The following is a 24098-nucleotide window of genomic DNA, read 5'->3' as shown; positions in this document are numbered from 1 at the left end:
GGAGAGCCGCCCTGCAACAACCAGTCTCCTCCTTCTCTCCGCCAGTCCCGCGCGAGTCGGTCCGGCGATTCTCGGATATGACCGGTGACGTCAACCTTCGATCCCATCGCCCTCGATAAGCTCAAGGCGCGTATCCAGGCGCTGCGCGCGAAAACCATCGCCAATGGCTGCACCGAGGACGAGGCGCTGTCGGCCGCCGCCAAGGTCGCCGAGCTGCTCGACCGCCACGACCTGTCGCTGTCCGACATCGAACTCAGGGCCTCGCAATGCGAGCGCAAGGTCTATGAGACCCATCGCAAGAAGCGCATCCCGCTCGACGATTGCATCGGTGCGATCGCGCTGTTCTGCGACTGCCGGGTCTGGCGCGAGAAGAACGCCGCCGGCGAGGCCGCTTACGTGTTCTTCGGCCTGCCCGCGGACATCGAGGTCGCGCATTATCTCGCCGAGCTGATCGACGGCGCGGTGCGCGCCGAGCTCGGCCGCTACAAGACCTCGACGGACTATGCCCGTTTCCGGCACCAGGACCGGCATCTCGCCAACGCGTCGTTCGCGCTCGGCATGATCACCTCGATCGGCGACCGGCTGGTGGCGATGAAGAAGAGCCGCGACCAGGCCAACGAAACCACCGGCCGCGGCCTGGTCGTGCTCAAGACGTCGGTGGTCGACGCCGAGTTCGGCAAGCTCGACCTGAAGCTGCGCAACGCGCGCAGCGGGAGCCGGATGGTGTCGATGGACGCCTATGAAGCCGGCGGCGCCGCGGGCGCGACGCTCGCCATCAATCCGGGAGTCGATCACGCGCAGCCAGCCGGCAAGGCGAAGCGAGGTTGATGGGGCCTCACGCAATGCAGCGCCATAGAGTTGGCGCGCACCGCGCCGCCTCAATTCTTAGTCGCGGTGCCTTTCAGCGCCGTCCACGCGGCCTGGTTGGCTTGGTCGAAGGCCTTGCGGGATTCGCCGAGCGCGGCGCTGAGCACCGACCAGGACGCGCTGCCCGTCTGCTTCAGCGTGTCGAGATGGACGCCGGCCGCCGCGGCGTCGGTCTTGAGCTGCTTCAGCACGGCATCGAGATCGGTCGTCCCGATCGCCGCGGCCTTGGTCGCGGCCTCGCGCAACCGCTCGGCCGAGTCGCTCCAGGCCTTGGCCTGCGCGGCCGCGATGTCCTTGAACGTCGCCCGATATTGTTCGGCCTGCTGTCCTGCGCCGTCGAAATAGGCCTTCATCTGCGCCTCGAAGCCGGCCCAGTGGGCATCGAGCTCGGTCTTCGCGCCGGCCAGTGCGGCTTCGCCGGCCTCCGCATGGGTCTTCAGCAGAACTTCGAGATCGCTGCGGCGCTTCTTGAGGTCAGCGAGCAGGTCGTCCGCCTTGACCTTGGCGGCCGCCTCGGCCTGCGGGGCGCTCACCGCAAGCGAGGCCAGCGCCGCATCCATCTCGTGGAGACGTTCGCGCGTCCAGTTCAGGGTGAGGTTCAGGGTGGTTTGTTCCGGCATCTCGCTCTCCCTCAATGGTCTGACGCTGAGCCTAGGGAAACGTTACCGTATCGTTTTGATATGCATCAAAGCAGCGCGGTCCAGGCGTTCACGTCTTCGTGCCCCACGGATGCGCCATCGCCGGCCTGCGATGCGTCTCCGCGGCGAAATTGCCCTGGCTCGCGCAGGCCGACCAATGTCATCATCGCTCGACGCCCGTGTCACGAGGACAGTCGCAATGACCGGCTCCGAGTTCCGCACCCTTGCTCTGTCGTTCGCCGGCACGACAGCCGCGCCGCATTTCGAGCGCACGGCGTTCAAGCTGCACCGGACGTTCGCCACGCTCGCCGCCGATGGCGCGTCCGCCAATGTGCTGCTGACGCCGGACGAGCAGGAGCATTATGCCGGCCTGCAGCCGGGAGTGTTCCGCCGCGTGCCGAACAAGTGGGGCGACCAGGGCTGGACCACGGTGACGCTGGCGGAAGCCGATGCCGGTCTGCTGCGGACCGTGCTCGACAGCGCGTGGCGCGCGGCACATCCGCCGCAGCGGTCGCGATCCAGAAAGACGCGCTGACTGCGCCGGTCGAAAAAAATCGTCCCACTCGCGAATCCCTTGCGCCGTTCGCCGCCTCTTATGCGCCGAGACATCGGTCTCGATCACAGCGGAGGGATTGTCATGGCATGGGTTCGCAGGAATTTGGCACGGCCGCATCGATGGGCCCGGCTCGCCGTCGGGCTCGGCGCGGCCGCGGTGGCGGTCACGGCCCTGAGCGGAGCGGCGGCCTGGCTGGCGGCGGCTGGCGGTGTCGCCTTCGCGCTGTCAGGGGCGGTCGGCTATTGTCCGGTCTGCGCCGTCATCGGCATCGGCACGGAGACCGCGAGAGGCGGCCGGTCATGAGCGCGATGCCGATCACCGATGAGACCACCTTCGAGGCCGCCCGGCTCGGCGATCGTGACGCCATGGTGCGCCTGCTGACGCTGACGCAGCCGGACATCCGCCGCTATGCCCGGGCGTCGTGCCGGAGTTCGGCCGATTCCGAGGACGCCGCCCAGCAGGCGCTGTGGCTGCTGTCGCGGCATGTCGGCCGCATCCGCGCGGCCGCGGCGCTGTCGTCATGGCTCTATCGCGTGGTCCGCCGCGAATGCATGCGGCTGTCGCGACAGTTCGGCCTGGTCAACGACGCCGATGACGACGCCCTTGTTGCGCGTCTGGCCGCGCGGCCGGAGGCCGAACTGCGGCTCGATCTCGCCGCCGCCTTCGAATCGCTGCCGCCGCATTATCGCGACGTGGTGCTGATGCGCGATCTCAAGGAGATGACGATCGACGAGATCGCGAGCCGGCTCGGCCTGTCCCGGCAGGCCACCAAGGCGCGCCTGCATCGCGCCCGCCAGTTGCTGCGCGAATATCTCGGAGGCTGATCATGACCGACTATCAGAAGCCGTCGGACATCCAGTCGGTGCCCCAACTGGTGGCGCTGGCACCGGCCGAGGCCAAGGCGTTCCTGGCCTTCAATCACGCCTGCGAACGCGCCGACGGCGCCATTCCGCCGAAATATCGCGAGCTGATTTCGCTTGCGGTGGCGCTGACCACGCAATGCGCCTACTGCCTCGACGTGCACACCGCGGCGGCCGTCAAGGCGGGCGCCACGCGCGAGGAGCTGGCGGAGACCGCGATGATCGCGGCCGCCGTGCGCGCCGGCGGCACGCTGGCGCATGCGCTGCTCGCGCTGCGGCTGTTCGACGGGAATGCGCTCAAAGAGAAGGGCTGAGCGGTCTTGCCGTCGATCTCACACCCGCCGCCCCACCATCAGCAGGATGCCGCCGAGTTGCGGCAGCAGCGCCAGCAGAATCAGGCGCAGCATCGCGAAATCGTCCGCGGACGGCGTCAGCCGCCCTTGCGTGACCCACGCCACCAGCTTGATCGCAGCCTGGGTCTGCGGATCGGCAGTCTGGCTCACCGTGGCCATCGCCGCGTCCAGCGCCTGGCGGCGCTCCGCCACGGCGGCCTCGCGCTCGCGACAGAACTTGCCGACGCCGCCCTTGCACTCGCGGTCGCGCGCGGCCATCGCATCGTTCAGCGCGGTCTGCGCGGTCTGGATGGCGGGCGTCACGCGCGAGGCGCGCGCCAAGGTCACGTCGCTGATGTTGGTGGAGGCGAAGCCGATGCCCGCGGTCAGCGCGAACACGAAGGTCATCAGCCACACCGTCCAGCCGGCCAGCGCCGAGGCGCGGTGCCGCGCATGCCACAGCCGCGCGGTGCAGGTCGGCATCACCAGTGCGACGAGATCGGCAGTCACGCCGATCGCGAGAAACATGGTGCCGGCGGTGCTGTTCGACCCCAGCGAATGCGCGAACCAGCCGTTCATGGCCATGCCGACGGCCGCCAGCGCGAGCGCGGAAAGCTGCAGCAGCACCGAGGAGACGGTGAGGCGCGGGCGTTCGATCTTGGCCGGCGCGATGGGTGCGGTGGCTGGGACGATCTCGCCGTCGATCGGCGGTGCCGTCTCGCGCGGCGCCACCGCGGCAGGCGGCACCGGCGCGGAGATCGCCGCGGCGGCAGCGCTGGCGGCGGCTTCCGTCCGTGGCGTCTCCGCGACAGCGGGCGTTCTCGCCGGCGTCTTCGCAGGCTCGTTCACGAGCTCCAGGAAGTCCGGCATGATCAGCGTCTCGGACGCCAGCATCTCGTCATCGAGCGCGGCTTTGATCTTGTCGGATTTGTCGGCCTTCTCCGCCTTCGGGCGCGGCTTGACGGCCTTGGGACGCTTCGGGCGCGGCTTGGCCGTCTTCGGCTCTCGCCAGGGAATGATCGACGCGACGGACTCTTCAGCCATCGGGGCTGCTCCAGCGGTTGGCGATGGGCACGAGTCTGCGTTTGCACGCAACGCTCATCGCGCCGGCATCGGGGCACATCAAATCGGGAGGTGAGCAGAGCGGCCCGAGGAAGACGGGCCCAGTTTCTTGCGGCCTGGCTGGCGTCGCGCGAAGAAATCGTTGGCGTCTCACGCGCCCGCACCGCCGATGATGCGGTGGGCTGCGGTCACAGGCGCCACGTAATGAGGCGGCGCCCGGAAAGTTTTGGTCGCGCGGGGCCGGGCAGGTCAGCCGTGCGCCCAACACCCTTGTTCTTAACCAATGGTTAACACGGATTCGCCGGTTTCGAAACCGCGTGGCGCGTGTAGGGCGAACAGCAGTTGTGAAGAGTAGCGACCTGCGTCTTTGGAGTCACAACCGGCAGCTGAGCAATCGCGTCGGGGTCCGGACTTACGCGCGCAAGCGGCAGCCTCGTGCGATCATCGAACGAAACGTCATGGCCGCGACCTATTGACGTCGTCCGAGGTCCTCGCCGAGGCCCTCTGTGCCGCCTAGCGCGGGACAAGTATGGGTGTGCTGCCACTGAGGGAGTGACGTTCGTTGACGGTTGTCAGCACGAGTACGAGGTTTGCAATGTCGAAGCTTACGCCGGCCCCGCCGACCTTCTTGAACTCCGGCAGCGGGATGGGGTGGGCGCGGTCGCCTGGGCCGATCCGGTAAAGGCCGTCATGGCCCACTGCGAGCAGATCCTCACCTTGACGCTGCAGCCCGAAGAAGGCGGTCGTATGCTGCGGAATCGATCCGATCCGCCCATTCGTGTCTCTGACGATCTGCTCCGGGATTTGGCGTTCGTAGAGCAGCCGAACCTGGTCGTGGCAGACCTCCACGAGCTGTCCAGATGCGAACATGTGTATGAGGCCGATCGCGGCTGCGACACAGTCCGGCTTCCAGGGCACGGTGGCGATGCCATTCACAGGGGAGTCGAGCCGGCCGACATCGGACACCACACCGGTCGCGCGATCGATACGCTGCAGGCCACCGCCAAACTCGCCCGCGTTGTAGCCGACGAAGACATATTCCGGCGTGACCAGGACGGCCTCGACCGGCCAGTGCTTCAGCGGCTTCGCGGGGCCTGATCCGAGCTGGTAAAGGTAGGTCAGCGGAAGGGGAAAGGCCGCTTGGGCTTGCTGCTCGTCCAATGGCTTCGACGGATCGAACAGCGGCTGCGAGATGGCGGAGAACGGCAGGGTGAGAGCCGTCTCGGATTGTTGTCCGTCGGTGAAATCGATCAATCGACTGTCGGTTAGCACAATGTTTGAAGCCGCGGCCACCAGCGCATCTCCCCGCGACACGATTTCGGCAACGACCTCCCAATCGTTGTCGCTCCAGCGGCGCACCGTCCACCGTCCGTTCGGCACGAGTGGTGCGTAGGACGCCCAGGGGCAGGTCACGATCGCTGCCCGCCCATCCTGCACGAACAGCGTCATCACCCGATCCGGCGTCGCCACGTCAGTCCGCTGGCCGCCTTCCGCGATGCTTGACAGCCGGCCGCCACTGCTGAGCAGCCAGAGCCGTTCGTCGGCAAAGACGGCGCGCTGGATCCGCGCGTCCGGTTTGGCACGCGGCGGCTCCGTCGCAGAGCCATGACCGGCGTGGAGGGCGACCAGCGCAAGGGCTGCCGCGGCCCATCTGGTCACGATGCTGTTCAAGATGCGGGTCCCCAAGCTATTTGTTATTCTACGCCACATCCCCCGTCATTCCGGGGCAAGGCCGGTAGGCCTTGAACCCGGAATCCCGAGATTGGCTCGCGACCGTTCTCAACAATCTCGAGATTCCGGGTTCAATCGTCAATGCGAAGGCGCTTCGCGGCGCACCGACGATTGCCCCGGAATGACGGCCAAATTCGCAGCCGGTTCGCACCTCTGGAGGTATTTGGTATCACGCGGCGCCATCTGTTGAGGGCAGAGCCGCCGGTGACGACTGCCGCCACCGATGCGTCGCCATCGGCCCTCGATTTTCATCGCGCCGCATCAGTGCTAGCCTCGCGCGATGCAATGCCCCTGCGGATCACCGCTTCCCTTCGATCGCTGCTGCGGTCCCTATTTGAATGGCGATGTCTCGCCGCCAACCGCTGAAGCCCTGATGCGCTCGCGCTACACGGCCTATACGCGCGGCGACATCGGCTACATCGAAGCCACGCTCGCGGCCGACCGGCGCGGCGCCTTCGATGCCGCCGCCGCGAAGGGCTGGGCGACGCGTGCGACCTGGGTCGGTCTGCGCGTGGTCTCGACGGCGCGCGGGCAGGAGAACGACGCCGACGGTGTCGTCAGCTTCGTTGCAACCTATCGCGAGGGCGGCAAGACGATCGAGCATCACGAGGTCTCGCAATTCCGTCGCGATGGTGACGGCGCCTGGCGCTTCGTCGAGGGCGAGACGCGGGCGGTGGTCAGCGAGCCGAAGCGGGCAGCTGCGCCGGCCAAGGTCGGACGCAACGAGCCATGTCCATGCGGCAGTGGGAAGAAATACAAATTCTGCTGCGGGCGTTGAGCTGCGCTGGGCGTTCGGTTCGGAACAGGCGAAATTTCACGTTGGCATGTTCAGAAGTTGCGGTTTGATCCCCGTATCTCGTTCTCGTGCCGAGGGGCCTGAGCGTCATCACGATACGCGGGGGCGGGGAGCGTGGCCGCGGCCTCTCCGGTGCGCTTGCGCATGACGGCCGGCAGTTCGCGGACGGTCAAGCCGTGTGGTCCTGGCGCCCTCGCATTTGCGAGCGCGAACGAGAAGCAAGAGATCGGGCCCGTCCGGCGCGGCATCGATGATGCCGGCTGCCCTGGTGTGGCCGGCTGATGTCTAATCATTTCGAATGTTTGTCCTGTTGCGGCGCCTCGTTGCGAACATCGTGGAGCACGTCTCCGCATCGCCTTGACTCCGCCCAACCGGGCTGGCCTAGAAGGACGTAGTTCCCAACGAGGATGGTATCAGGTGGCGGAGTTGGACGACGAAGTCATGCAGCACGCGAGACCGCCGGCTGCAGCAATCCAGACGCCGGCGCAACAGGCCTTGTCGCCGCGCAAGGCCGCCATCCTCGACCATGCCAACCGCTTCGCGGACGAGCGTGCGGGCTGGCGCGACAAGGCCGCGTTCTTCCACGGCGAGGACGAGTGCTATCTGCGTTTCCTGATTCCGCCGGGCAGCCGCGTGCTGGAGATCGGCTGCGGCCTCGGGGATACCCTGGCCGCGCTGGCGCCGTCCTACGGGGTCGGCATCGACTTCAGCGAGGCGCAGATCGCGATCGCGCGCGCCCGCCATCCCGATCTCACCTTCGTCGCCGGCGATGCCGAGGATCCGGCGACGCTCGCGGCCGTCACAGGCCCGTTCGATGCGATCCTGGTGCTCGACACAATCGGCTCGCTGGATGATTGCCAGCAGTTCATCGAACAGTTGCATCCGCTGTGCACGCGCGAGACCCGGCTCGTCATCGGCTACTTCTCGCACCTCTGGTATCCGCTGCTGAAGGCCGCGGAGGCGATGGGCTGGCGCATGCCACAGCCGGAGCAAAACGTGCTGTCGCCGGCGGATCTGCGCAATCTTGCGGTCCTCGCCGACTTCGATCCGGTGAAATCGGAGCAGCGCGTGCTGTCGCCGCTGCGGCTCTATGGCGTCGGCCGCTTCGCCAACCGTTTCCTCAGCGTGCTGCCCGGCCTGCGGGCGCTGTCGCTGCGGCATTACGTCGTGGCGAGGTCGATGCGCGCCGTCGGCGACGACGTCCGCTCGGCCACCGTCGTGATCCCTGCGCGCAACGAGCGCGGCAACATCGAGCCGGCGGTGCAGCGCATCGCCGCGTTTTGCCAGGATATCGAGATCATCTTCATCGAGGGCCACAGCAGGGACGGCACCTATGAGGAGATGGAGCGGGTCCGTGCGGCCTTCCCGGATCACGACATCAAGCTGATGCGCCAGCCCGGCAAGGGCAAGGCGGATGCGGTGTTCACCGCGTTCGACGCCGCCCGCGGCGACGTGCTGATGATCCTCGATGCCGACCTCACGATGCCGCCGGAGCAGTTGCCGAAATTCTTCGAGGCGCTGCGCTCGGGCAAGGGCGAGTTCATCAACGGCTCGCGCCTGGTCTATCCGATGGACGAGGGCGCGATGCGCTTCCTCAACCTGATCGCCAACAAGACGTTCTCCTATCTGTTCTCCTGGCTGTTGAACCAGCGCTACACTGACACGCTGTGCGGCACCAAGGTGCTCCGCCGCAGCGACTATCTCAGGCTCAAGGCCGGCAAGGCCTATTTCGGCGATTTCGATCCGTTCGGCGATTTCGACCTGATCTTCGGCGCCTCGAAACTGAACCTCAAGACCATCGACCTGCCGATCCGCTACGCCGCGCGCAGCTACGGCGAAACCCAGATCTCCCGCTTCCGCCACGGCTGGATGCTGTTGAAGATGGTCGTGTTCGCGTTCTTCAAGATCAAGGCGATCTGAGCATGGCGGGCGCGATGCGCGCGACACCGTCGCGGTTGGACGTGACATCGTGCGTCGTTTGCGGCGCGCCCGCTCGCCTGGCTTGTGCGATGTCGGCATGATCAAGAGCAAGGACCCGCTCGACCGCCTGACCCCGTTCGGCTGGCGCGGCGGCGTCGCGATCGTGCTGCTGATCTCCATCGTCTCGTTCGTCGCCGCCGGCTATTTCACCGTCTATTGGCGCAATGCCGACATGGACTTCATGGTGATCTACAACGCGCTTGCCATGAACGACGGCGGCGCGCAGGCGTTCTTCGATCACCCGGCCTACCTCACCATCCTCTCGGTCAAGGCCTGGTTCGCCGGTCTTCACCGTCTTGGCCTGCTCGATGCCTGGACCTTGTCGGCGATCCCGCCGGCGTCGGATCGCGCCGCGTTCGACGCGGCCATGACATCCGCGGTCCATGCCGGGCGCGTCGCCGCGCTGCTCACCGCGAGCGGCATTCTCATCGCTTTCGCCGCTCTGGCGCGCCGTCTCGTGTCGGACTGGCGCATCGCCATGCTCGCCGTGACCGCCTTCGCATTCTCCGGCGGCGTGCAGATGCATCTGCGCATCCTGCGCAGCGAGATGATCGCCGCGTCGTTCTGCATCCTCGCTTTGATGCTGCTGATCATCGCCGCGCGCCGCGCCGGTCCCGCGCGCCCGCTCGTGGTCGGACTGGCCGCGCTGCTCTGCATGCTCGGGCTCACCAACAAGGTGCATGCGATCCTGCTCATCGCCGCGATCCCCGTTCTCTTGCTACCGTTCGGCTGCGAGACGAGTGCCAGCGTCGCGTTCTGGCGGACGTCGCGGGCCTGGGCGGCCGTGCTGGCCGCCGCTCTCGCGGCGATCGTCGCGGTGACCGCCGCCTGGCCGTTGCTCGCCACAGGCCTTGCGGCTGTCAACGCCGCCGGGGCCGGCCTCAAGCCGCTGCTGCTGGGGCGTTTCGGCGTCTATCAGGTCGCGCTGCTCGGGGTCATCGCGGCCTGCATGGTCCTGTACGCCCGGCTGTGGCGCGTGAGCGCGGCCGAGACGCTCGCCGCCCTGCTCATGACCGTGGCGGGCGCAAGCCTGGGCCTGCTGTCGCTTGATCTCAGCTACGACCTCAATGATGTCGTCGTGGTGCTCAATCCGCTGGAGAAGATGATCACCTATGTCGACGCGCCCGAGGCCGCCGGCAGCATCAGCGGCGCCATCGGCCTGCTGCTGTCCGGCGTGCTCGGTGTGATCAGGCGCTACACCTTCATCCTGCAATCGTCGGCCCGGCCCACCGTGTTCCTGACCTGGCTGATCATCCCCGGCATCGTCGTCGCTATCAGACGCGGCGAGCGGCAGACTGCGCTGCAGGCCACGCTGCTGATGCTCGCGGCCATCGGCATCGACACGCTCGGCGTCCGCCGCGGCCTGAAGGTCGAGTACTTCGTCTTCACCGATCCCCTGATCGTCATCGCCGGCATGATCCTGCTCGATCGCCTGATCGACCTGCGCCTGTCCCGCTTCGCCTATCCGATCGGCGCCACGCTGCTGGTGCTGCATGTCGCCATCAGCCAGGCCGAGCCGGTCAAGATGGCGCTGAAGCGCCAGGGCCCCGAGACGATCTGCGAGTGGAACGGCTACTATTTGCCGCGGCTGGCGCTGCCCTGGTGCGCGCCGAGCGGTCCGTCGAGGACCTGACCATGCGCCGGCGCGGTCAGCCCGATTGCGCCGATCGCGTCTTGCGCCGCAGCGGCTTGACCGGTGCGAAGACCGCCGCGAGATCCTCGCTCTCCGCGCTTTCGGTGGCGTCGAGCCGCAGCCGGCCCTCGACATGCAGGAAATGCTCGCGCGACACCGCAATCGCGCGCAAGAGGTCGCGGTCGCGCAGCGCCGCGACGATGGCGCCGTGCTCGTCGACCGCGCAGATCGACTGCGCCGCCGGCTCGTACACCGAGACCATCACCGAGGAGCGGCTGAGCAGATCGCCGAGCATGCGCGACAATTCGGGATTGCCGAGCGCATCGACCAGATGGACATGAAACGCGCCCGACAGCCGCACCGAGGCGGCGCGGTCGCCGCGCTGGGCGGCGGCGCGCTCCTCGGCGAGATGCGCGTCGAGGCGGGCGAGCAGGAGATCGTCGATCCGCAGCACCAATTGGCTGAGCACGCCGGCCTCGAGCACCCGATGCGCCTCATAGACCCGCCTGACATCCTCGAGCGTCGGCCGCGGCACCCGGGCGCCGCGGTTCGGGATCATCTCGAGCCGCCGCTCCGCGCCGAGCCGGTGCAGGACTTTCCGGATGCGCTCGCGCGACACGCCGAAGATCGACGCCAGCGGCGTCTCGGCGAGCTTGGTGCCGGCCTTCAGCTTGCCCTCCAGCAGCGCGCGCAGAATGGCCTGATACACCGCCTCGTCCTCGGCGGGATTGGCCTTTCCGATTCGCTGCACGCCCATGGTCATGCGCCACTGCTAAGCCCAAAGGCGCGGCAGGTCATCTCCAAAAAATGTGCACATTCTGCCTCGCGCCGGGCAGCGCCCTGACCGGGTGCGGAACGCAAGCCTCTGACAAAGCTGATAGATCAAAAATGTGCACATTTGGCACGGCGCTTGCTGATCTCCCGTTACAAGCCACGCGACAGCTCACACGGGATTTCCTCATGCACGCCTTCTCCCGCCGCAGCCTTCTCAAGACCGGTGCGGCCTTCGCCGCCAGTTTCGCCGCGCCCGCGCTGGTGCGCGCCGCCCCGAAAGAGATCGTGATCGGCGGTCCCGCCGGCGCCGCCAAGTATTTCAACGCCGATTTGTTTCCGGTGCTGGAGAAGAAGCTCGACTGCAAGGTGCTGTACGAGGGCACGAACTCGCTGACCAATCTGCAGAAGATGCAGGCCGACAAGGGGAGCCCGAAGATCTCGGTCGTGATCATGGACGATCCGGTGATGCTGCCCGCGGCGGCCGAAGGCCTGATCACCAAGATGTCGTCCTCATCAATTCCCAATCTCGGCAAGCTGGTCGGCGACGCCGTGCACCAGGACGGCATGTGGGCCAACTACCAGAAGCCGTGGGCCGGCATCGCTTACTCCACCAAGCGCGTGAAGACGCCGCCGGTGAGCTGGGCCGAGCTGTGGGACGCGAAATACGATTCCAAGATCGTGGTGCCGTCGCTGTCCAACACCGAAGGGTTCTGGACGTTGCTGGCGGCCGCGCATCTCGAGACCGGCAAGCCCTACAAGGAAGCGCAATACGACATCGACGCCGGCTTCAAGAAGATCAAGAGCCTGAAGGCCAATCTGCTGAACGTCTACACGAATGCGCCGCAGGCCATCAATCTGCTGGAGCAGGGCGAGGCCTGGATGATCGGCGGCCAGTTCTCGGCCTACACGCTCATCCGCAAGGCGGACGGCTCGCCGGTCGATCTCGCCATCCCGAAGGACGGCGGCTTCTCGATGCCGTCGGGCATCGCCAAGGTGACGGGCGCTCCGGCCGGCGATCTCGCCGACGCCGTGATCGACTTCTATCTCAGCCCCGAAGCCCAGAGCATCCTGGCCAAGACCGCCTTCATCGCGCCGACCAACCAGGCGACGCCGCTGCCCGCCGGCTATCCGGATCCGGCCTCGCTGTTCGCACCCGACTGGGCCTTCATCGCCAAGAACCGCGCCGGCTGGGTCGACCGCTGGAGCAAGGAGATGACATGAGCGAAGCCGCGCCGCATCTCGTCATCAGCGGAGTCTCCAAGCGTTTCAGCGCCGCGACCGTGCTCGACCGCGTCGATCTCACGATCCGCCGCGGCGAGCTGGTCACGCTGCTCGGGCCCTCCGGCTGCGGCAAGACCACGCTGCTACGCGCGATCGCGGGGCTCGCGCCGCCGGACGGCGGCACGATCGCGCTCGCCGGCCGCGACGTCACCCATGTGCCGCCGCACCGGCGCAATGTCGGCGTCGTGTTCCAGAGCTACGCGCTGTTTCCGCATCTCACCGTCGCCGGCAACGTCGCGTTCGGCCTGAAGGTACGCGGCACGCCGAAGGCCGAGATCGGGCGCGCGGTCGAGAGGGCGCTTTCGCTGGTCAAGCTCGGCCATCTCGGCAGCCGCCGCATCTCGGCGCTGTCGGGCGGCCAGCAGCAGCGTGTCGCGCTGGCGCGCGCCATTGCGGTCGAGCCGGACGTGCTGCTGTTCGACGAGGCGCTGTCGGCGCTCGATCGCAAGCTGCGCGAGGAGATGCAGGTCGAGCTGCGCCGCCTGCTGCAGGAGGTGAAGGCGACCGCGATCTTCGTGACGCATGACCAGGACGAGGCGCTGACGATGTCGGACCGCGTCGCGGTCATGAACAAGGGCCGCATCGAGCAGCTCGCCGAGCCGCGCGAGCTGTATGCGCGACCGGCCAGCCTGTTCGCGCTGAACTTCGTCGGCCTGTCGACGCGCATCGCGGGACAGGTGGTTGGCGGTCAGGATGGCATGGTCGACGTCGTTACGCCTGTCGGCCGTCTCTCGGCGCGCGGCGCGTTCCAGCCGGGCGCGTCGGTGATCGTGGCGACACGGCCGGAGCAACTGCGTCTCGGTGCTGTCGATGGCGCGAACTCCGCGGCCGGCCGCGTGCGATCGGTCGTGTTCCAGGGCTCGCGGACTCTCGTCGATGTCGACGCCGGGGCCGGCGCGAGCTTGCTGGCCGAGCTGTCGGGCCGCGAGGCGGAGCTGCCGCGCGTCCATGACGAGGTCCGCTTCGCCTGGCCGGTCGCCGAGACCTTCGCCTTCGCCGCGGAGGCATCGCCATGACCGACGCCGTGCTGCCGGCGCCCGTCGTCAAGCCCGCGCCGGATCGCGAGCGGCTCGCCGCGTTCGGCTTCGTCGCGCCTTCGGTGCTGATAACAGCGCTGGTCTTCGTGCTGCCGCTGGCGCTGCTGCTCGGCGTCAGCGTGCTCGACCCGAAGGGCGGCCTCACCGTTGCACATTATGTTCGGCTGCTCGGCACACCCTATTATCTCGGCGTGATCTGGAACTCGCTGCGGCTCGGCCTGCTGACGACCTTGATCGCCTTCCTCGTCTCCTATCCCGCGGCCTTCGCGCTCGCGCGTGCGCGCGGGCCGTTGCGCTCGATCCTGCTCGCCACTCTATTCCTGCCGCTTGCGGCCTCTGTCATCGTCAAGGCCTTCGCCTGGACCATCCTGCTGCGCAGCGACGGCCTGATCAACACCGTGCTGATCGCGCTCGGGATCATCGAGGATCCGATCCGGATGATCTTCACCCAGACCGCGCTCATCGTCGGCGCCGTCAACATCTTCCTGCCGTTCATGGTGCTGCCGATCTACGCCGTGGTGGCGCAACTCGACGGCCGCTATGCCGAAGCCGCCGCGACCCTCGGCGCCTCGCCGCTTGTCGTGTTCGTCCGTGTCATCCTGCCGCTGACGCTGCCCGGCATCATCGCCGGCGTGGCGCTGGTGTTCTCGCTGTCGGTCTCCGCCTATGTCGTGCCGACGCTCTTGATCGGCGAGAAATACCCGACGCTCGCCACCACCATTGCGAAAGCCTATCTGCTGGCGCGCGAGCCCGGCTTCGGCGCCGCCGCCGGCGTGGTGCTGCTGGCGATTGCGGTGATCGTCGTGGCGCTCAGCGCCATGCTGTCGCGGGAGCCGAAATGATGACGCGCACAGCCATCATCATCTGCTGGGTGCTCGCGATCGGGCTCGCGCTGTTTCTGCTGCTGCCGCTGGTCGTGATTGCCGCCGCATCGTTCTCGCCGACGCCGGTGTTCGACCTGCCGCTCTCAGGCGCATCGACGCGCTGGTATGGCCGCATCGGACGGCTCGACGGCTTCTGGCCGTCGCTGTGGCTGTCGCTGCAGATCGCCGTGCTGTCCACCGCGCTGTCGCTGGTCGCCGGCACGCTCGCCGCCATCGCGATCGCCCGCGGCAGGCTGCCGGGCGCCACCGCGCTCGGCACGCTCTTGGTGTCGCCGCTGATGATGCCCGGCCTCGTGCTCGGCATCGCGCTGCTGCAGTACTTTCGCATGATCGGCTTCACCGCGACCTGGAGCGCGCTGCTCGTCGCGCATCTCGTCGTGACCCTTCCTTACGTCGCGCGCACCATGATCGCTGGCCTCTCGCGGTTCGACTTCACCCTGATCGAGGCCGCGCGCACGCTGGGCTGCACCTATGCCGGCAGCGTGCTGCGCGTGATGGTGCCGGCGCTGGCGCCGTCGTTCCTGATATCAGGCCTGTTCAGCCTGCTGGCGTCGTTCGACAACTATCCGGTTTCGATCTTCCTCACCGATGTCCGCTCCAAGACGCTGCCGATCCGCATGCTGCAATATATCGAGGAGGCACCCGATCCGACGCTCGCCGCGCTCTCCACCCTCATTCTCGCCGGCACGCTGGTGCTGCTGCTGATCAGCGATCGGCTGGTCGGCCTGCACCGCATGGCCGGAACCGCGGATTGACCCGATGAGCTCGCAACCTGCCTTCCGTCGCGATTTTTCCGGCTATGCCTGCCATCCGCCGCACCCGCGCTGGCCGAACTCCGCGCGCGTCGCGGTGTCGCTGGTGGTGAATTTCGAGGAGGGCTCGGAGTTCTCCATCTCCGATGGCGATGCCAGCAACGAGGCGATCTATGAGGTCGTGCACCGGCTCGACGGCGCCGATCCCTGCATCGACAGCCATTTCGAATACGGCACGCGCGCCGCGTGGTGGCGCATCATGGACCTGTTCGACGCCCATGGCGTCAAGGTCACGGTCAGCGCCTGTGGCCGCGCGGTGGAGCGCTCGCCGAATCTGGCGCGCGATGCGGTCGCGCGCGGCCACGAAGTGTCGGCGCATGGCTGGCGCTGGCAGAGCCACGCCGACATGGGTGAGGCCGAGGAGCGGCGCGTGATCGCGCGCACGGTCGAAACCATCCAGCACGTCACCGGACATCGGCCGCTCGGCTGGCACACGCGCTCGGCAAGCTCGCCGAACACGCGCCGTTTGCTGGTGGAGGAGGGCGGCTTCCTCTACGACAGCGATGCCTATAACGACGATCTGCCCTACTACCTCGACGTCGCCGGCCGCCCGCATCTCGTGCTGCCCTATGCCTTCGACAGCAACGACATGCAGTTCTTCAATGGCTCGCGTTTCCGCGGCGCCGATTTCGCCGACTACGTCATCGACGCCTTCGACTGGCTGGCGCGCGAAGGCGCCAGCGCGCCGAAGATGCTGTCGATCGGGCTGCATCTGCGGATGATCGGCCGCCCCGGCCGCATCGGCGCGCTCGACCGCATCCTCGCGCACATCACCGGCAGCGGGGCCGCCTGGGTCGCGCCGCGCGCTGACATCGCGCGGCACTGGCTGGCGAACGTGCCGCCGGCGCGCTGAGGCTCAGTCGTCCTCGGGGAGATCGTCCGGCGTCAGCGGCAGCTCGATGTCGCCGCCTTCGCCGGTGGCGAGATCGCGCTCGTCCTCCGGCGGAAGCTCGGCCTCGGCTTCGTCGAGCGGCCAAAGGCCCCGGTCGTGTCCATTGCGTGGCGTCATGGCAGGTCCTCCCGGCGGGATAAGAGCTGCGGCGCGCATTGGTTCAGGCCGGCGCGTCCGTGCTGCGACGGTCTGGCGCAGACCGGTTCCGGCGACTACATGTGCGAGGCCATGGTCGATCCCACCGCGCTGAAAAACTTCCTCGACAGCCACAGCCGCATCGTCGTCCTGACCGGCGCCGGCTGCAGCACCAATTCCGGCATTCCCGATTATCGCGACACCGACGGCCAGTGGAAGCGCACGCCGCCGGTGACCTATCAGGCCTTCATGGGCGCGGAGGAGACGCGCCGGCGCTATTGGGCGCGCAGCATGGTCGGCTGGCGCCGCTTCGGCCGCGCCCAGCCCAACGGCGCGCATCGCGCGCTGGCGCGGCTGGAGGCGCAGGGCAGGAGCTCGCTGCTGGTAACGCAGAACGTCGACCGCCTGCACCAGGCCGCCGGCGCCAGCAACGTCATCGACCTGCACGGCCGGCTCGACCGCGTGCGCTGCATGGGGTGCGGCGCGACCCTGTCACGCGCCGAATTCCAGGACGAACTGGCGCACGCCAATCCGCTCTGGCTCGCGCATGATGCCGCCGACGCGCCCGATGGCGATGCCGATCTCGACGGCGTCGATTTCGCCGATTTCACCGTGCCGGCCTGCCAGGCCTGCGGCGGCATCCTGAAGCCGGACGTCGTGTTCTTCGGCGAGACCGTGCCGCGCGAGGTGGTCGCGACCGCGCGCGATCACGTCGACCAGGCCGACGCGATGCTCGTCGTCGGCACCTCGCTGATGGTCTATTCCGGCTTCCGCTTCGTCCGCGCCGCCGCCGACCGCAACATCCCCATCGCCGCCGTCAATCTCGGCCGCACGCGGGCGGATGATCTGCTGTCGCTGAAGGTCGAGGCGCCGTGCGACGAGGCGCTGGCGTTTTTGTTGGAGGGGTAGTTAGCAAGCCCAATCAGCGTAAGGCGCGAGATCTTCCGGCTTGCTCGGTCTTACCTCGCCCCGCTTGCGGGGAGAGGTCGGATTGCATCGTCAGATGCAATCCGGGTGAGGGGGACTCTCAGCACGGTCGGTGGGCGTGGCTGCCCCTCACCCCAACCCTCTCCCCGTGAAGGACGGGGAGAGGGAGCGCACCGTCGTCGGTGCGAGAGCTGGGCTCACACGAGCGCAACAACCTACCGCGACTGCGGCTCCTCGCGCTGCTCGATGCGGTCCTTGTTGCTGACCTGCTCGCCTTCCGGCTTGCCGACATCGATGGTCTTCCCGGCCTGATTGCCGGGATTGTAGTGGAACTTGCCTTCTTGATGCTCGCCGGGCTGCTTCTGGTTCGGATTGACGTTGTCGGCCATGGGGATCTCCTCGGGACTGTTCCGTTGTCCCGGCGACAACGGCCCGAGGTCACCCCGGTTCCGTCACGCCCCCGTCACCCGCCAGATGCAGTTGCCGACGTCGTCGGCGACCAGCAACGATCCGTCCGGCCCGAGCGTGACACCGACCGGGCGGCCGTAGGAGAAGCTCTCGTCGGGCGCGAGGAAGCCGGACAGGATGTCGCGCGCCGGGCCGGAGGGCTTGCCGTTCTCGAACGGAATGAACACCACCTTGTAGCCCGACAGCTTGCTGCGATTCCACGAGCCGTGCTGGCCGATGACCATGCCATCGGGGAAGCCGGGCAGCGTGCCCGCGGGCAGCCAGCACAGGCCGAGCGAGGCGGTGTGGCCGCCGAGCGCGTAGTCCGGCGTCAGCGCGGTCGCGACCAGCGCGGGGTCCTGCGGCACGCGGTCGTCGACCGTCTTGCCCCAGTAGCAATAGGGCCAGCCATAGAAGCCGCCCTCGCGCACGGATGTGAGGTAGTCCGGCGGCGTCTCGTCGCCGAGCCCGTCGCGCTCGTTGACCACGGTCCACAGCACCTTCGTATTCGGCTCGAACGCCAGCCCCACCGCATTGCGCAGTCCGGCCGCGAAGATGCGCGACGCGCCGCTGGCGATATCCAGCTCATAGATGCAGGCGCGGCCTTCCTCGACCTCAAAACCCTGCTCGGCGATGTTGCTGAGCGAGCCGACGCCGGCATAGATCTTGGTGCCGTCGGGGCTGACCAGCAGGCTGCGCGTCCAGTGTCCGCCCGGCTTGAACGTGGTCAGCCGCTTGCCCTGCGCGCTGATGCGCTCGGCGCCGGCGCTATAGGGAAAAGCGACGATGCCGTCGGTGTTGCCGACATAGAAGGTGTCGCCGACCAGCGCCATGCCGAACGGCTGGCTGAGATTCTCCATGAACGCGTTGCGCTTCTCGGCGGTGCCGTCGCCGTCGGCATCGACCAGCCGCGTGATGCGGTTGGCGCTGACGCCGAGCGCCGCGGCGCGGCGCATCGTCGCCTGCATGGCATAGCCGAACATGTTGCGCACCGGGCTCGGCACCTGCGTCGCCTCCGCGATCAGCACCGACTTGTCCGGCATCGCATAGATCCAGCGCGGATGATCGAGCCCGGTCGCGAACGCATTCACCTTCAGCCCCGGCGCCGCCACCGGCTTCTCGCCGTCCTTCCAGCCGCGCGCCGTCGGCATCTTCAACGTCGGCAGCATCCCTTGTGGCTTCGCCTGCGGAATCTGCGGCGCCGCCCCCCACGCCGGCTGCGGCGTATCCCCTTGCAGCTTGCGCCACTGCAGCGCCGCATTGCCAACCAGCGCGACACCGCGCGCGACGATGGAGGAAAGCGTGGTCATGGGAGTCCTGTCGGGCTTGGGCAGACGGATGTGGCGAGTGGCCATCGGGCGATGGCGGAAGACGACGTTGTTATGATCTACCATGCCCATCGTGACAACTGCGTACGTCGCGGACGGGGGCTGCGGAACCCGCCACGAATGTCGGCCATACGAGCTGCGAATGCTCTTCTCTCCCTTGCGGGGCTAGCGTGAGAACACATCTCGAAGTCGGATTCAGTCACTTCATGCACGGATGGTAGGCTCCCTCTCCCCGTCCTTCACGGGGAGAGGGTTGGGGTGAGGGGCAGCCACACCCACCGACCGTGCGGAGAGCCCCCCTCACCCGGATTGCATCTGGCGATGCAATCCGACCTCTCCCCGCAAGCGGGGCGAGGTAAATCCCGTCGCGGCCAAGATGTGTGCTGAAACTAGCCCCGTTGCGTGGAGGGGTCGGGCGGGGTGAATAGCCGACGGCCTGCGGCGGACGGCTCTCGGCGTCTCGACGATTCTTCTTGCTAAATTTCCGAAATCATGCTCTACTCGCTCCATCCCGTCCTCATGCAGAGGGGCGTACGCGTCGTCACGATACGTTGAGGCGGGGAGCGGTGGCCGCGGGCCTGTCAGGTGCTTTTGCGCTGGACGATTGGCAGTTCGCGGACGGTCAAGCCGTGTGGTCCTGGCGCCCCGATGCTGGCGCTAAGCCTCGCTGACATGACGTGTCACGAGGTGACGGGGGCAAACAAGCCCGGTCCCCGGGGAGAGCTCGGAGCAGCCGTTAAACCCATCGCGCAGGGAGGGCCGGGTCTGTCCGGCTGGACCTGTGGTACCTGCCGCCTGCAATTTTTTCCGCAGGCGGGCCACGGGCCTCAGTCGAGGCCCGGCCTTCCCTGCGCCCTCGGCCTTTTCGGAGGGTGTTGCCGAACATGATCTCGGGTGTGCCAGCGCCGCGGGACGCTTTGGTGTGTGTATGTGGGATGCATTGGTGATGGACGGCGGCGATGCCGACCGGATTGTTGGAGATGCAAGACGTGAGAGTCGATCTGCCGCGCCACCGGCAGTGCGCTCCCTCTCCCCGTTCTTCACGGGCAGAGGGTCGGGGTGAGGGGCGGCCGCACGGGTGGTGTATGTCGTGGGCACCGGCCTACGAGTCCGATGAGCCTGCGACGTGGCGTCGTATGTGCCGTGCCCCTTACCCGGATTGCTTCGCAATCCGACCTCTCAGCGCGAGCGAAGCTCGTCGCGCCCCCGCGAAGGGCGGGGAGAGGTTGCACCGCGCGAGCCGCGAGATGCGGGCTCGAACTGGCAAAGCGTGGCGTCGTCATCGAATTGCGCTACACTGGCTGCAACAATTGCGGTGTGCGCGAGTTGCGCGGCGGGATCACTGGAGGAGGCGGAGTGCGGATGGCGGGGGTGATCTTTTCACGCGTGACGGCATCGGATGCGGCGCGCATCGCAGTGGGACCAGCAAAGCAAATCTCCCCATCTGTCCGGTTCATGGTGAGCCGCGGAGCACGCCGATGACCACGCTGGACATCTCCGCCTTCACCCAGCATGGCTTACGCGAGAGCGTGCTCAACGAAGTTCATGCGCGCCCCTTTACGCCGCTGACGCCGCCGGTCTCCGTGATCCGCTTCGCCGTCATGGCGAAAGGCGACAGCGCGAACGCCGACCGCGACAGCCTCGCGTCGTTCTGCGCAAAGCATGGCGCGCCCGTGCCCGAGCCCGGCATCAAGCATCACCAGGTGGTCATCGGCGCCGCGCGGCTGCGCTGGGAGCAGCATTCCGAGTTCGCGACCTTCACCTGGATCTGGAGCCCGCCGGCCAACGCGCCGAAGCTCGCTTTCGGCGAGATCGCGCCGGAGCTGCAGGCGCTGATCGCATCGCTGAAACTGTCCGGCGAGCTGCTGGTCGCGGTCAAGCTCGGAGTCGAGAGCGTCACCGATCCGGTCAGACGTGCGGAAGCGCTGTTCGACAAGAGCAGTCTCGCGCTCGTCGCCGTGAAGGGCTCGATCGGCGCGCTCGCCTCCGACTTCCGTCTCGATGCCGACGGCTTCACCCGCATCCTCGTGTGCATCGAGGGGCCGACGCCGGAGCGGCTGGGCGCGCTGGTGCAGCGCGTGCTGGAGCTCGAGACCTACCGCACCCTGGCGCTGCTGGGCCTGCCCGCCGCGCTGGAGCTGGCGCCGCAGGTCGACCGCATCGAGCGGCGGCTCGGTGAGGTCTTGGCGGAGATGCAGGGCGCCGAGACGCTGAAGATCAACAACCATCTGCTCGACGAACTCACCGAACTCGCCGCGTCGCTGGAGCGCGGCGCCACCGGCTCGCTGTTCCGCTTCGGCGCCAGCCGCGCCTATTGGGACCTGGTGCAGGCGCGGCTCACCGTGATCGAGGGCGAGCCGATCACGCCCTATTCGAGCTGGTCGTCGTTCCTGTCGCGGCGCATCGCGCCGGCGATGCGCACGCTCAACACCTTGGAGCGGCGGCAGGACAACCTGTCGCGCAAGCTGGCGCGCGCCGCCGACCTGCTGCGCACCCGCGTCGACGTCGAGCTCGAGGAGCAGAACCGCGATCTCCTGCGCTCGATGAACGAGCGCACCAAGCTGCAGCTGCGGCTGCAGAGCACCGTCGAGGGCCTGTCGGTGGCTGCGATCGGCTACTACGTCGTCAGCCTGTTCGGCTACCTCGCCAAGGGCGCGCACGATGCCGGCCTGCATGTCGAGCCGAGCTTCGCCACCGCCGCCTTCGTGCCGGTCGCGATCGCGCTGATCTGGTTCACCACTCACCAGATCCGCAAGCGGCATCTGAAGGAGGACCACGACGCGGAGAAGGCGGGCAAGGAGTGAGGGCAGGGCGCTTGCCAGCATGCCCAGGGGCGGCTAAGCGGCAGGCTGGTTTTCAAGGGGCAAGGCGACGATGAGCGGCACGACGATCGACTTTCTGGTTCGCGCTGACGGAACAGCGGCGCGGCAGCCGGTCACGCTGAACCGCCTCGTCATCGCCGGCTGGACCGGGCGCGATCCGGTCGCGCGCGACAAGCACATCGCCGAGCTGGAAGAGCTCGGCATTTCCCGCCCGGCCTCGACGCCGATCTACTACGAGGTCGCCGCGAGCCGGCTGACGACAGCCGATCTTATCGAGGTGTCCGGCGGCGAATCCTCCGGCGAGGTCGAGTTCGTGCTGATGAAATCCGGCGGCCGGCTGCTGGTCGGCGTCGGCTCCGATCATACCGATCGCAAGGTCGAGACCTACAACATCACCGTCTCCAAGCAGATGTGCGACAAGCCGGTCGCGCCCGAGCTGTGGTTGGTCGACGACGTCCTGGGGCATTGGGATCGGCTGATGCTGCGCGCCTACGCGACCATCAATGGCGAGCGCGTGCTGTACCAGGAGGGCGCGCTGAGCGGCATGCTGGCGCCGTCCGATCTGATCGCGCGCCGCTATGGCGAGGCCGGGCTGCCCGAGGGCACCGCGATGTTCGGCGGCACCTTCGCCGCCAAAGGCGGCATCCGCCCCGCCGACCGCTTCGAGTTCGAGCTGGCTGATCCCGTGCTGAACCGCGTCGTCCGTCACGGCTACACGGTCGCGCAGCTCGTCATCGCCGGCTGAGCACGTGCGCGCGGTCACGTTCGCGTGCGTCGATAAAGGTTAACCAACAGACCGCGGCGCGTCGTCGCGGTTTGGCTCCACTGATCATGGCGCGCGCAGGCGTTGCAATCGGCAAGGGCCTGTTAAGCAAGACCGCCTAGGGTGCCCCGGTGTGCCATCACGGACCAAAGTCTGGTTTCGCGTTCTGGTCCGGCACACGCCTGTTTCGACATGAGACGCGTTGCGGCTTGCCGATCCTTAACTGATCCTTACTTGATAGCAGTCGATTCGATGGATCGGAGGAGAAGGGCGATTAACTAGAAGTTTAGGATTGGTTTTGTGCGCGTGAACGCCTCCCTTAAGGGTTTGTTCAAATACCCCGGGACTTGGGAGAGCGGGATGCGCGTCGCGATCGTCCACGATTGGCTTTACGTTCTGGGCGGCGCCGAGAAGGTGCTGCAGGAGATCCTGCGCTGCTATCCCGGCGCCGACGTCTTCACGCTGTTCGACCTGCTGCGTCCCGAGGACCGTGCCAGGCTGGGATTTGAAAAGTCGCACACCAGCTTCCTGCAGAACATGCCGGGCTTGCGGAAGTATCACAGGTCCTATCTGCCGCTGATGCCGCTCGCGATCGAGCAGCTCGATCTGTCGAGCTACGACCTTGTCATTTCGAGCAGCTGCGCGGTGGCCAAGGGCGTGCTGACAGGACCGGAGCAGCTGCACATCGCCTATGTGCATTCGCCGATGCGCTATGCTTGGGACCTGCAGCACCAGTATCTGCAGGAGAGCGGCTACGCGACCGGGGTCAAAGGCCTGATCGCCCGCGCCCTGCTGCACAAGATGCGGATCTGGGACGCGCGCACCGCGCACGGCCCCGACGCCATCTTCACCAATTCGCAATTCGTCGCCCGCCGCATCAAGAAGATCTACGGCCGCGACGCCAAGGTGATCTATCCGCCGGTGACCATCGCGCAGCGCGATGCGATTCTGCCCGTCGGCAACCACTTCCTCGCCGCGAGCCGGCTGGTGCCCTACAAGCGCATCGAGCCGATCGTGCGCGCCTTCAACACGATGCCCGATCTCGAGCTGGTCGTGGCCGGCGACGGCCCGGAGGCGGCGCGGCTGAAGGCGATCGCGGGGCCGAACGTGACGTTCGCCGGCTTCGTGCCCGACAAGCAATTGCGCGATCTCATGACCACCGCGCGTGCCTTCGTGTTCGCGGCGGAGGAGGATTTCGGCATCATCCCGGTCGAGGCGCAGTCCGAAGGCGCGCCGGTGCTGGCGCTCGGCCGCGGCGGCGCGCGGGAGTCGATCCTCACGACGGGACCGCGGCCGACCGGCATGTTCTTCGAGACGCCCGAGCCCGAGGCGATCGCCGCCTGCGTGCGGGCGTTCGTGGCCAAGGAGAAGACGATCTCGCGTCTCGATTGCCGCCAGCGCGCCAGCTTCTTCTCGGCCGAGCGCTTCCGCAGCCAGTTCGTCGCGGCGGTCAACGAGGAGCTCGACAGTTTCCGTGACGGCCATCAGGGCCGCGCGACGCGGCTGATTGCGTAGTGTTGATATGTGGTGCGAGTGCAGAT

At 67.3% G+C, this 24098-nt stretch carries 24 protein-coding genes; 17 read left to right on the top strand and 7 right to left on the bottom strand.

Going from position 1 to position 24098, the window contains the following annotated elements; all coding sequences use genetic code 11:
- Positions 1 to 84 precede the first annotated feature (84 nt).
- On the top strand, positions 85 to 828 hold the full coding sequence (locus ACQR1L_RS23725) for a DUF7168 domain-containing protein (protein WP_434860343.1): 744 nt from the start codon (positions 85 to 87) through the stop codon (positions 826 to 828).
- Positions 829 to 878: 50 nt separating this feature from the next.
- On the opposite strand, the gene ACQR1L_RS23720 is transcribed toward ACQR1L_RS23725, so the two are convergent.
- On the bottom strand, positions 879 to 1487 hold the full coding sequence (locus tag ACQR1L_RS23720; RefSeq protein ID WP_434860342.1) for a hypothetical protein: 609 nt from the start codon (positions 1485 to 1487) through the stop codon (positions 879 to 881).
- A gap of 217 nt (positions 1488 to 1704) precedes the next feature.
- On the opposite strand from ACQR1L_RS23720, the gene ACQR1L_RS23715 reads away from it, so the two are divergent.
- From ACQR1L_RS23715 to ACQR1L_RS23700, 4 genes are all read left to right on the top strand, one after another.
- On the top strand, positions 1705 to 2040 hold the full coding sequence (locus ACQR1L_RS23715; protein ID WP_434860341.1) for an MmcQ/YjbR family DNA-binding protein: 336 nt from the start codon (positions 1705 to 1707) through the stop codon (positions 2038 to 2040).
- A 102-nt stretch (positions 2041 to 2142) separates the two neighbouring features.
- Positions 2143 to 2364 (top strand): YgaP-like transmembrane domain, encoded by a 222-nt coding sequence (locus ACQR1L_RS23710; RefSeq protein ID WP_434860340.1) that lies wholly within the window; start codon positions 2143 to 2145, stop codon positions 2362 to 2364.
- Positions 2361 to 2885, top strand: a complete 525-nt coding sequence (locus ACQR1L_RS23705; protein ID WP_434860339.1) for an RNA polymerase sigma factor — start codon at positions 2361 to 2363, stop codon at positions 2883 to 2885. Before ACQR1L_RS23710 ends, ACQR1L_RS23705 begins: the two co-directional genes overlap by 4 nt.
- Before the next feature lie 2 nt (positions 2886 to 2887).
- The gene (locus ACQR1L_RS23700) at positions 2888 to 3235 is read left to right on the top strand and encodes a carboxymuconolactone decarboxylase family protein (RefSeq protein WP_434860338.1); all 348 of its coding nucleotides are present in this window, start codon (positions 2888 to 2890) and stop codon (positions 3233 to 3235) included.
- A gap of 18 nt (positions 3236 to 3253) precedes the next feature.
- Here ACQR1L_RS23700 and ACQR1L_RS23695 read toward each other — a convergent pair whose 3' ends face one another.
- Positions 3254 to 4297 carry a hypothetical protein gene (locus tag ACQR1L_RS23695; RefSeq protein ID WP_434860337.1) on the bottom strand — a complete coding sequence of 348 codons (1044 nt, stop codon included), beginning with the start codon at positions 4295 to 4297 and terminating at the stop codon, positions 3254 to 3256.
- Between the two features lie 531 nt (positions 4298 to 4828).
- Positions 4829 to 5986 (bottom strand): hypothetical protein, encoded by a 1158-nt coding sequence (locus ACQR1L_RS23690; protein ID WP_434860336.1) that lies wholly within the window; start codon positions 5984 to 5986, stop codon positions 4829 to 4831.
- Between the two features lie 340 nt (positions 5987 to 6326).
- Here ACQR1L_RS23690 and ACQR1L_RS23685 point away from each other — a divergent pair, with 340 nt between their 5' ends.
- The 3 genes from ACQR1L_RS23685 to ACQR1L_RS23675 all read left to right on the top strand — a co-directional run bounded on the left by ACQR1L_RS23685 (position 6327) and on the right by ACQR1L_RS23675 (position 10455).
- Positions 6327 to 6824 (top strand): YchJ family protein, encoded by a 498-nt coding sequence (locus ACQR1L_RS23685; protein WP_434860335.1) that lies wholly within the window; start codon positions 6327 to 6329, stop codon positions 6822 to 6824.
- A 435-nt stretch (positions 6825 to 7259) separates the two neighbouring features.
- Positions 7260 to 8762 carry a glycosyltransferase gene (locus ACQR1L_RS23680; RefSeq protein ID WP_434860334.1) on the top strand — a complete coding sequence of 501 codons (1503 nt, stop codon included), beginning with the start codon at positions 7260 to 7262 and terminating at the stop codon, positions 8760 to 8762.
- 97 nt (positions 8763 to 8859) lie between these two features.
- Positions 8860 to 10455 (top strand): hypothetical protein, encoded by a 1596-nt coding sequence (locus ACQR1L_RS23675; protein WP_434860333.1) that lies wholly within the window; start codon positions 8860 to 8862, stop codon positions 10453 to 10455.
- Positions 10456 to 10471: 16 nt separating this feature from the next.
- On the opposite strand, the gene ACQR1L_RS23670 is transcribed toward ACQR1L_RS23675, so the two are convergent.
- A complete protein-coding gene (locus ACQR1L_RS23670) occupies positions 10472 to 11218 on the bottom strand; it encodes a GntR family transcriptional regulator (RefSeq protein ID WP_434860332.1) in 747 nt (248 codons plus the stop codon).
- A gap of 197 nt (positions 11219 to 11415) precedes the next feature.
- Between ACQR1L_RS23670 and ACQR1L_RS23665 the strand changes: the two genes are divergently transcribed.
- From ACQR1L_RS23665 to ACQR1L_RS23645, 5 genes are read left to right on the top strand one after another with little or no spacing between them, the layout of a single operon-like run.
- Positions 11416 to 12450: an extracellular solute-binding protein gene (locus ACQR1L_RS23665; protein WP_434860331.1), complete on the top strand. Its 1035-nt coding sequence runs from the start codon at positions 11416 to 11418 to the stop codon at positions 12448 to 12450.
- Positions 12447 to 13526, top strand: a complete 1080-nt coding sequence (locus tag ACQR1L_RS23660; RefSeq protein WP_434860330.1) for an ABC transporter ATP-binding protein — start codon at positions 12447 to 12449, stop codon at positions 13524 to 13526. Before ACQR1L_RS23665 ends, ACQR1L_RS23660 begins: the two co-directional genes overlap by 4 nt.
- Positions 13523 to 14389, top strand: coding sequence for an ABC transporter permease (locus ACQR1L_RS23655; RefSeq protein ID WP_434860329.1), 867 nt, complete (start codon positions 13523 to 13525; stop codon positions 14387 to 14389). The genes ACQR1L_RS23660 and ACQR1L_RS23655 overlap by 4 nt, the downstream gene beginning before the upstream one ends.
- Positions 14389 to 15186, top strand: a complete 798-nt coding sequence (locus tag ACQR1L_RS23650) for an ABC transporter permease (RefSeq protein WP_315787225.1) — start codon at positions 14389 to 14391, stop codon at positions 15184 to 15186. Before ACQR1L_RS23655 ends, ACQR1L_RS23650 begins: the two co-directional genes overlap by 1 nt.
- 4 nt (positions 15187 to 15190) lie before the next feature.
- Complete coding sequence (locus ACQR1L_RS23645; protein ID WP_434860328.1) at positions 15191 to 16096, top strand: polysaccharide deacetylase family protein; 906 nt, start codon at positions 15191 to 15193, stop codon at positions 16094 to 16096.
- A gap of 3 nt (positions 16097 to 16099) precedes the next feature.
- On the opposite strand, the gene ACQR1L_RS23640 is transcribed toward ACQR1L_RS23645, so the two are convergent.
- Positions 16100 to 16252: a hypothetical protein gene (locus ACQR1L_RS23640; protein WP_434860327.1), complete on the bottom strand. Its 153-nt coding sequence runs from the start codon at positions 16250 to 16252 to the stop codon at positions 16100 to 16102.
- Between the two features lie 111 nt (positions 16253 to 16363).
- On the opposite strand from ACQR1L_RS23640, the gene ACQR1L_RS23635 reads away from it, so the two are divergent.
- Entirely contained in the window at positions 16364 to 17179 is an 816-nt protein-coding gene (locus ACQR1L_RS23635) for an NAD-dependent protein deacetylase (RefSeq protein ID WP_434860326.1), read from the top strand.
- A 233-nt stretch (positions 17180 to 17412) separates the two neighbouring features.
- On the opposite strand, the gene ACQR1L_RS23630 is transcribed toward ACQR1L_RS23635, so the two are convergent.
- A complete protein-coding gene (locus ACQR1L_RS23630) occupies positions 17413 to 17586 on the bottom strand; it encodes a hypothetical protein (RefSeq protein ID WP_434860325.1) in 174 nt (57 codons plus the stop codon).
- A 63-nt stretch (positions 17587 to 17649) separates the two neighbouring features.
- On the bottom strand, positions 17650 to 18954 hold the full coding sequence (locus ACQR1L_RS23625) for a PQQ-dependent sugar dehydrogenase (protein ID WP_434860324.1): 1305 nt from the start codon (positions 18952 to 18954) through the stop codon (positions 17650 to 17652).
- A 1496-nt stretch (positions 18955 to 20450) separates the two neighbouring features.
- Between ACQR1L_RS23625 and ACQR1L_RS23620 the strand changes: the two genes are divergently transcribed.
- From ACQR1L_RS23620 to ACQR1L_RS23610, 3 genes are all read left to right on the top strand, one after another.
- Entirely contained in the window at positions 20451 to 21776 is a 1326-nt protein-coding gene (locus tag ACQR1L_RS23620) for a DUF3422 domain-containing protein (protein ID WP_434860323.1), read from the top strand.
- 70 nt (positions 21777 to 21846) lie between these two features.
- Positions 21847 to 22539, top strand: a complete 693-nt coding sequence (locus ACQR1L_RS23615) for a DUF2848 domain-containing protein (RefSeq protein ID WP_434860322.1) — start codon at positions 21847 to 21849, stop codon at positions 22537 to 22539.
- A 378-nt stretch (positions 22540 to 22917) separates the two neighbouring features.
- Entirely contained in the window at positions 22918 to 24072 is a 1155-nt protein-coding gene (locus tag ACQR1L_RS23610) for a glycosyltransferase (protein WP_434860321.1), read from the top strand.
- The last annotated feature ends 26 nt before the right edge of the window (positions 24073 to 24098 follow it).

This window comes from Bradyrhizobium sp. HKCCYLR20261 (assembly GCF_051168435.1).
Taxonomy (GTDB): domain Bacteria; phylum Pseudomonadota; class Alphaproteobacteria; order Rhizobiales; family Xanthobacteraceae; genus Bradyrhizobium.
This window is presented reverse-complemented; position numbering and strand designations above follow the sequence as displayed.

Excerpts from the sequence above, each read along its gene's own strand:
- ACQR1L_RS23645 (WP_434860328.1), top strand. The coding sequence starts at position 15,191 with ATGAGCTCGCAACCTGCCTTCCGTCGCGATTTTTCCGGCTATGCCTGC.
- ACQR1L_RS23715 (WP_434860341.1), top strand. The coding sequence starts at position 1,705 with ATGACCGGCTCCGAGTTCCGCACCCTTGCTCTGTCGTTCGCCGGCACG.
- ACQR1L_RS23660 (WP_434860330.1), top strand. The coding sequence starts at position 12,447 with ATGAGCGAAGCCGCGCCGCATCTCGTCATCAGCGGAGTCTCCAAGCGT.
- ACQR1L_RS23665 (WP_434860331.1), top strand. The coding sequence starts at position 11,416 with ATGCACGCCTTCTCCCGCCGCAGCCTTCTCAAGACCGGTGCGGCCTTC.
- ACQR1L_RS23620 (WP_434860323.1), top strand. The coding sequence starts at position 20,451 with ATGACCACGCTGGACATCTCCGCCTTCACCCAGCATGGCTTACGCGAG.
- ACQR1L_RS23720 (WP_434860342.1), bottom strand. The coding sequence starts at position 1,487 with ATGCCGGAACAAACCACCCTGAACCTCACCCTGAACTGGACGCGCGAA.
- ACQR1L_RS23705 (WP_434860339.1), top strand. The coding sequence starts at position 2,361 with ATGAGCGCGATGCCGATCACCGATGAGACCACCTTCGAGGCCGCCCGG.
- ACQR1L_RS23635 (WP_434860326.1), top strand. The coding sequence starts at position 16,364 with ATGGTCGATCCCACCGCGCTGAAAAACTTCCTCGACAGCCACAGCCGC.
- ACQR1L_RS23685 (WP_434860335.1), top strand. The coding sequence starts at position 6,327 with ATGCAATGCCCCTGCGGATCACCGCTTCCCTTCGATCGCTGCTGCGGT.
- ACQR1L_RS23695 (WP_434860337.1), bottom strand. The coding sequence starts at position 4,297 with ATGGCTGAAGAGTCCGTCGCGTCGATCATTCCCTGGCGAGAGCCGAAG.
- ACQR1L_RS23615 (WP_434860322.1), top strand. The coding sequence starts at position 21,847 with ATGAGCGGCACGACGATCGACTTTCTGGTTCGCGCTGACGGAACAGCG.
- ACQR1L_RS23610 (WP_434860321.1), top strand. The coding sequence starts at position 22,918 with ATGCGCGTCGCGATCGTCCACGATTGGCTTTACGTTCTGGGCGGCGCC.
- ACQR1L_RS23710 (WP_434860340.1), top strand. The coding sequence starts at position 2,143 with ATGGCATGGGTTCGCAGGAATTTGGCACGGCCGCATCGATGGGCCCGG.
- ACQR1L_RS23675 (WP_434860333.1), top strand. The coding sequence starts at position 8,860 with ATGATCAAGAGCAAGGACCCGCTCGACCGCCTGACCCCGTTCGGCTGG.
- ACQR1L_RS23630 (WP_434860325.1), bottom strand. The coding sequence starts at position 17,586 with ATGGCCGACAACGTCAATCCGAACCAGAAGCAGCCCGGCGAGCATCAA.
- ACQR1L_RS23700 (WP_434860338.1), top strand. The coding sequence starts at position 2,888 with ATGACCGACTATCAGAAGCCGTCGGACATCCAGTCGGTGCCCCAACTG.
- ACQR1L_RS23670 (WP_434860332.1), bottom strand. The coding sequence starts at position 11,218 with ATGACCATGGGCGTGCAGCGAATCGGAAAGGCCAATCCCGCCGAGGAC.
- ACQR1L_RS23655 (WP_434860329.1), top strand. The coding sequence starts at position 13,523 with ATGACCGACGCCGTGCTGCCGGCGCCCGTCGTCAAGCCCGCGCCGGAT.
- ACQR1L_RS23640 (WP_434860327.1), bottom strand. The coding sequence starts at position 16,252 with ATGACGCCACGCAATGGACACGACCGGGGCCTTTGGCCGCTCGACGAA.
- ACQR1L_RS23650 (WP_315787225.1), top strand. The coding sequence starts at position 14,389 with ATGACGCGCACAGCCATCATCATCTGCTGGGTGCTCGCGATCGGGCTC.
- ACQR1L_RS23625 (WP_434860324.1), bottom strand. The coding sequence starts at position 18,954 with ATGACCACGCTTTCCTCCATCGTCGCGCGCGGTGTCGCGCTGGTTGGC.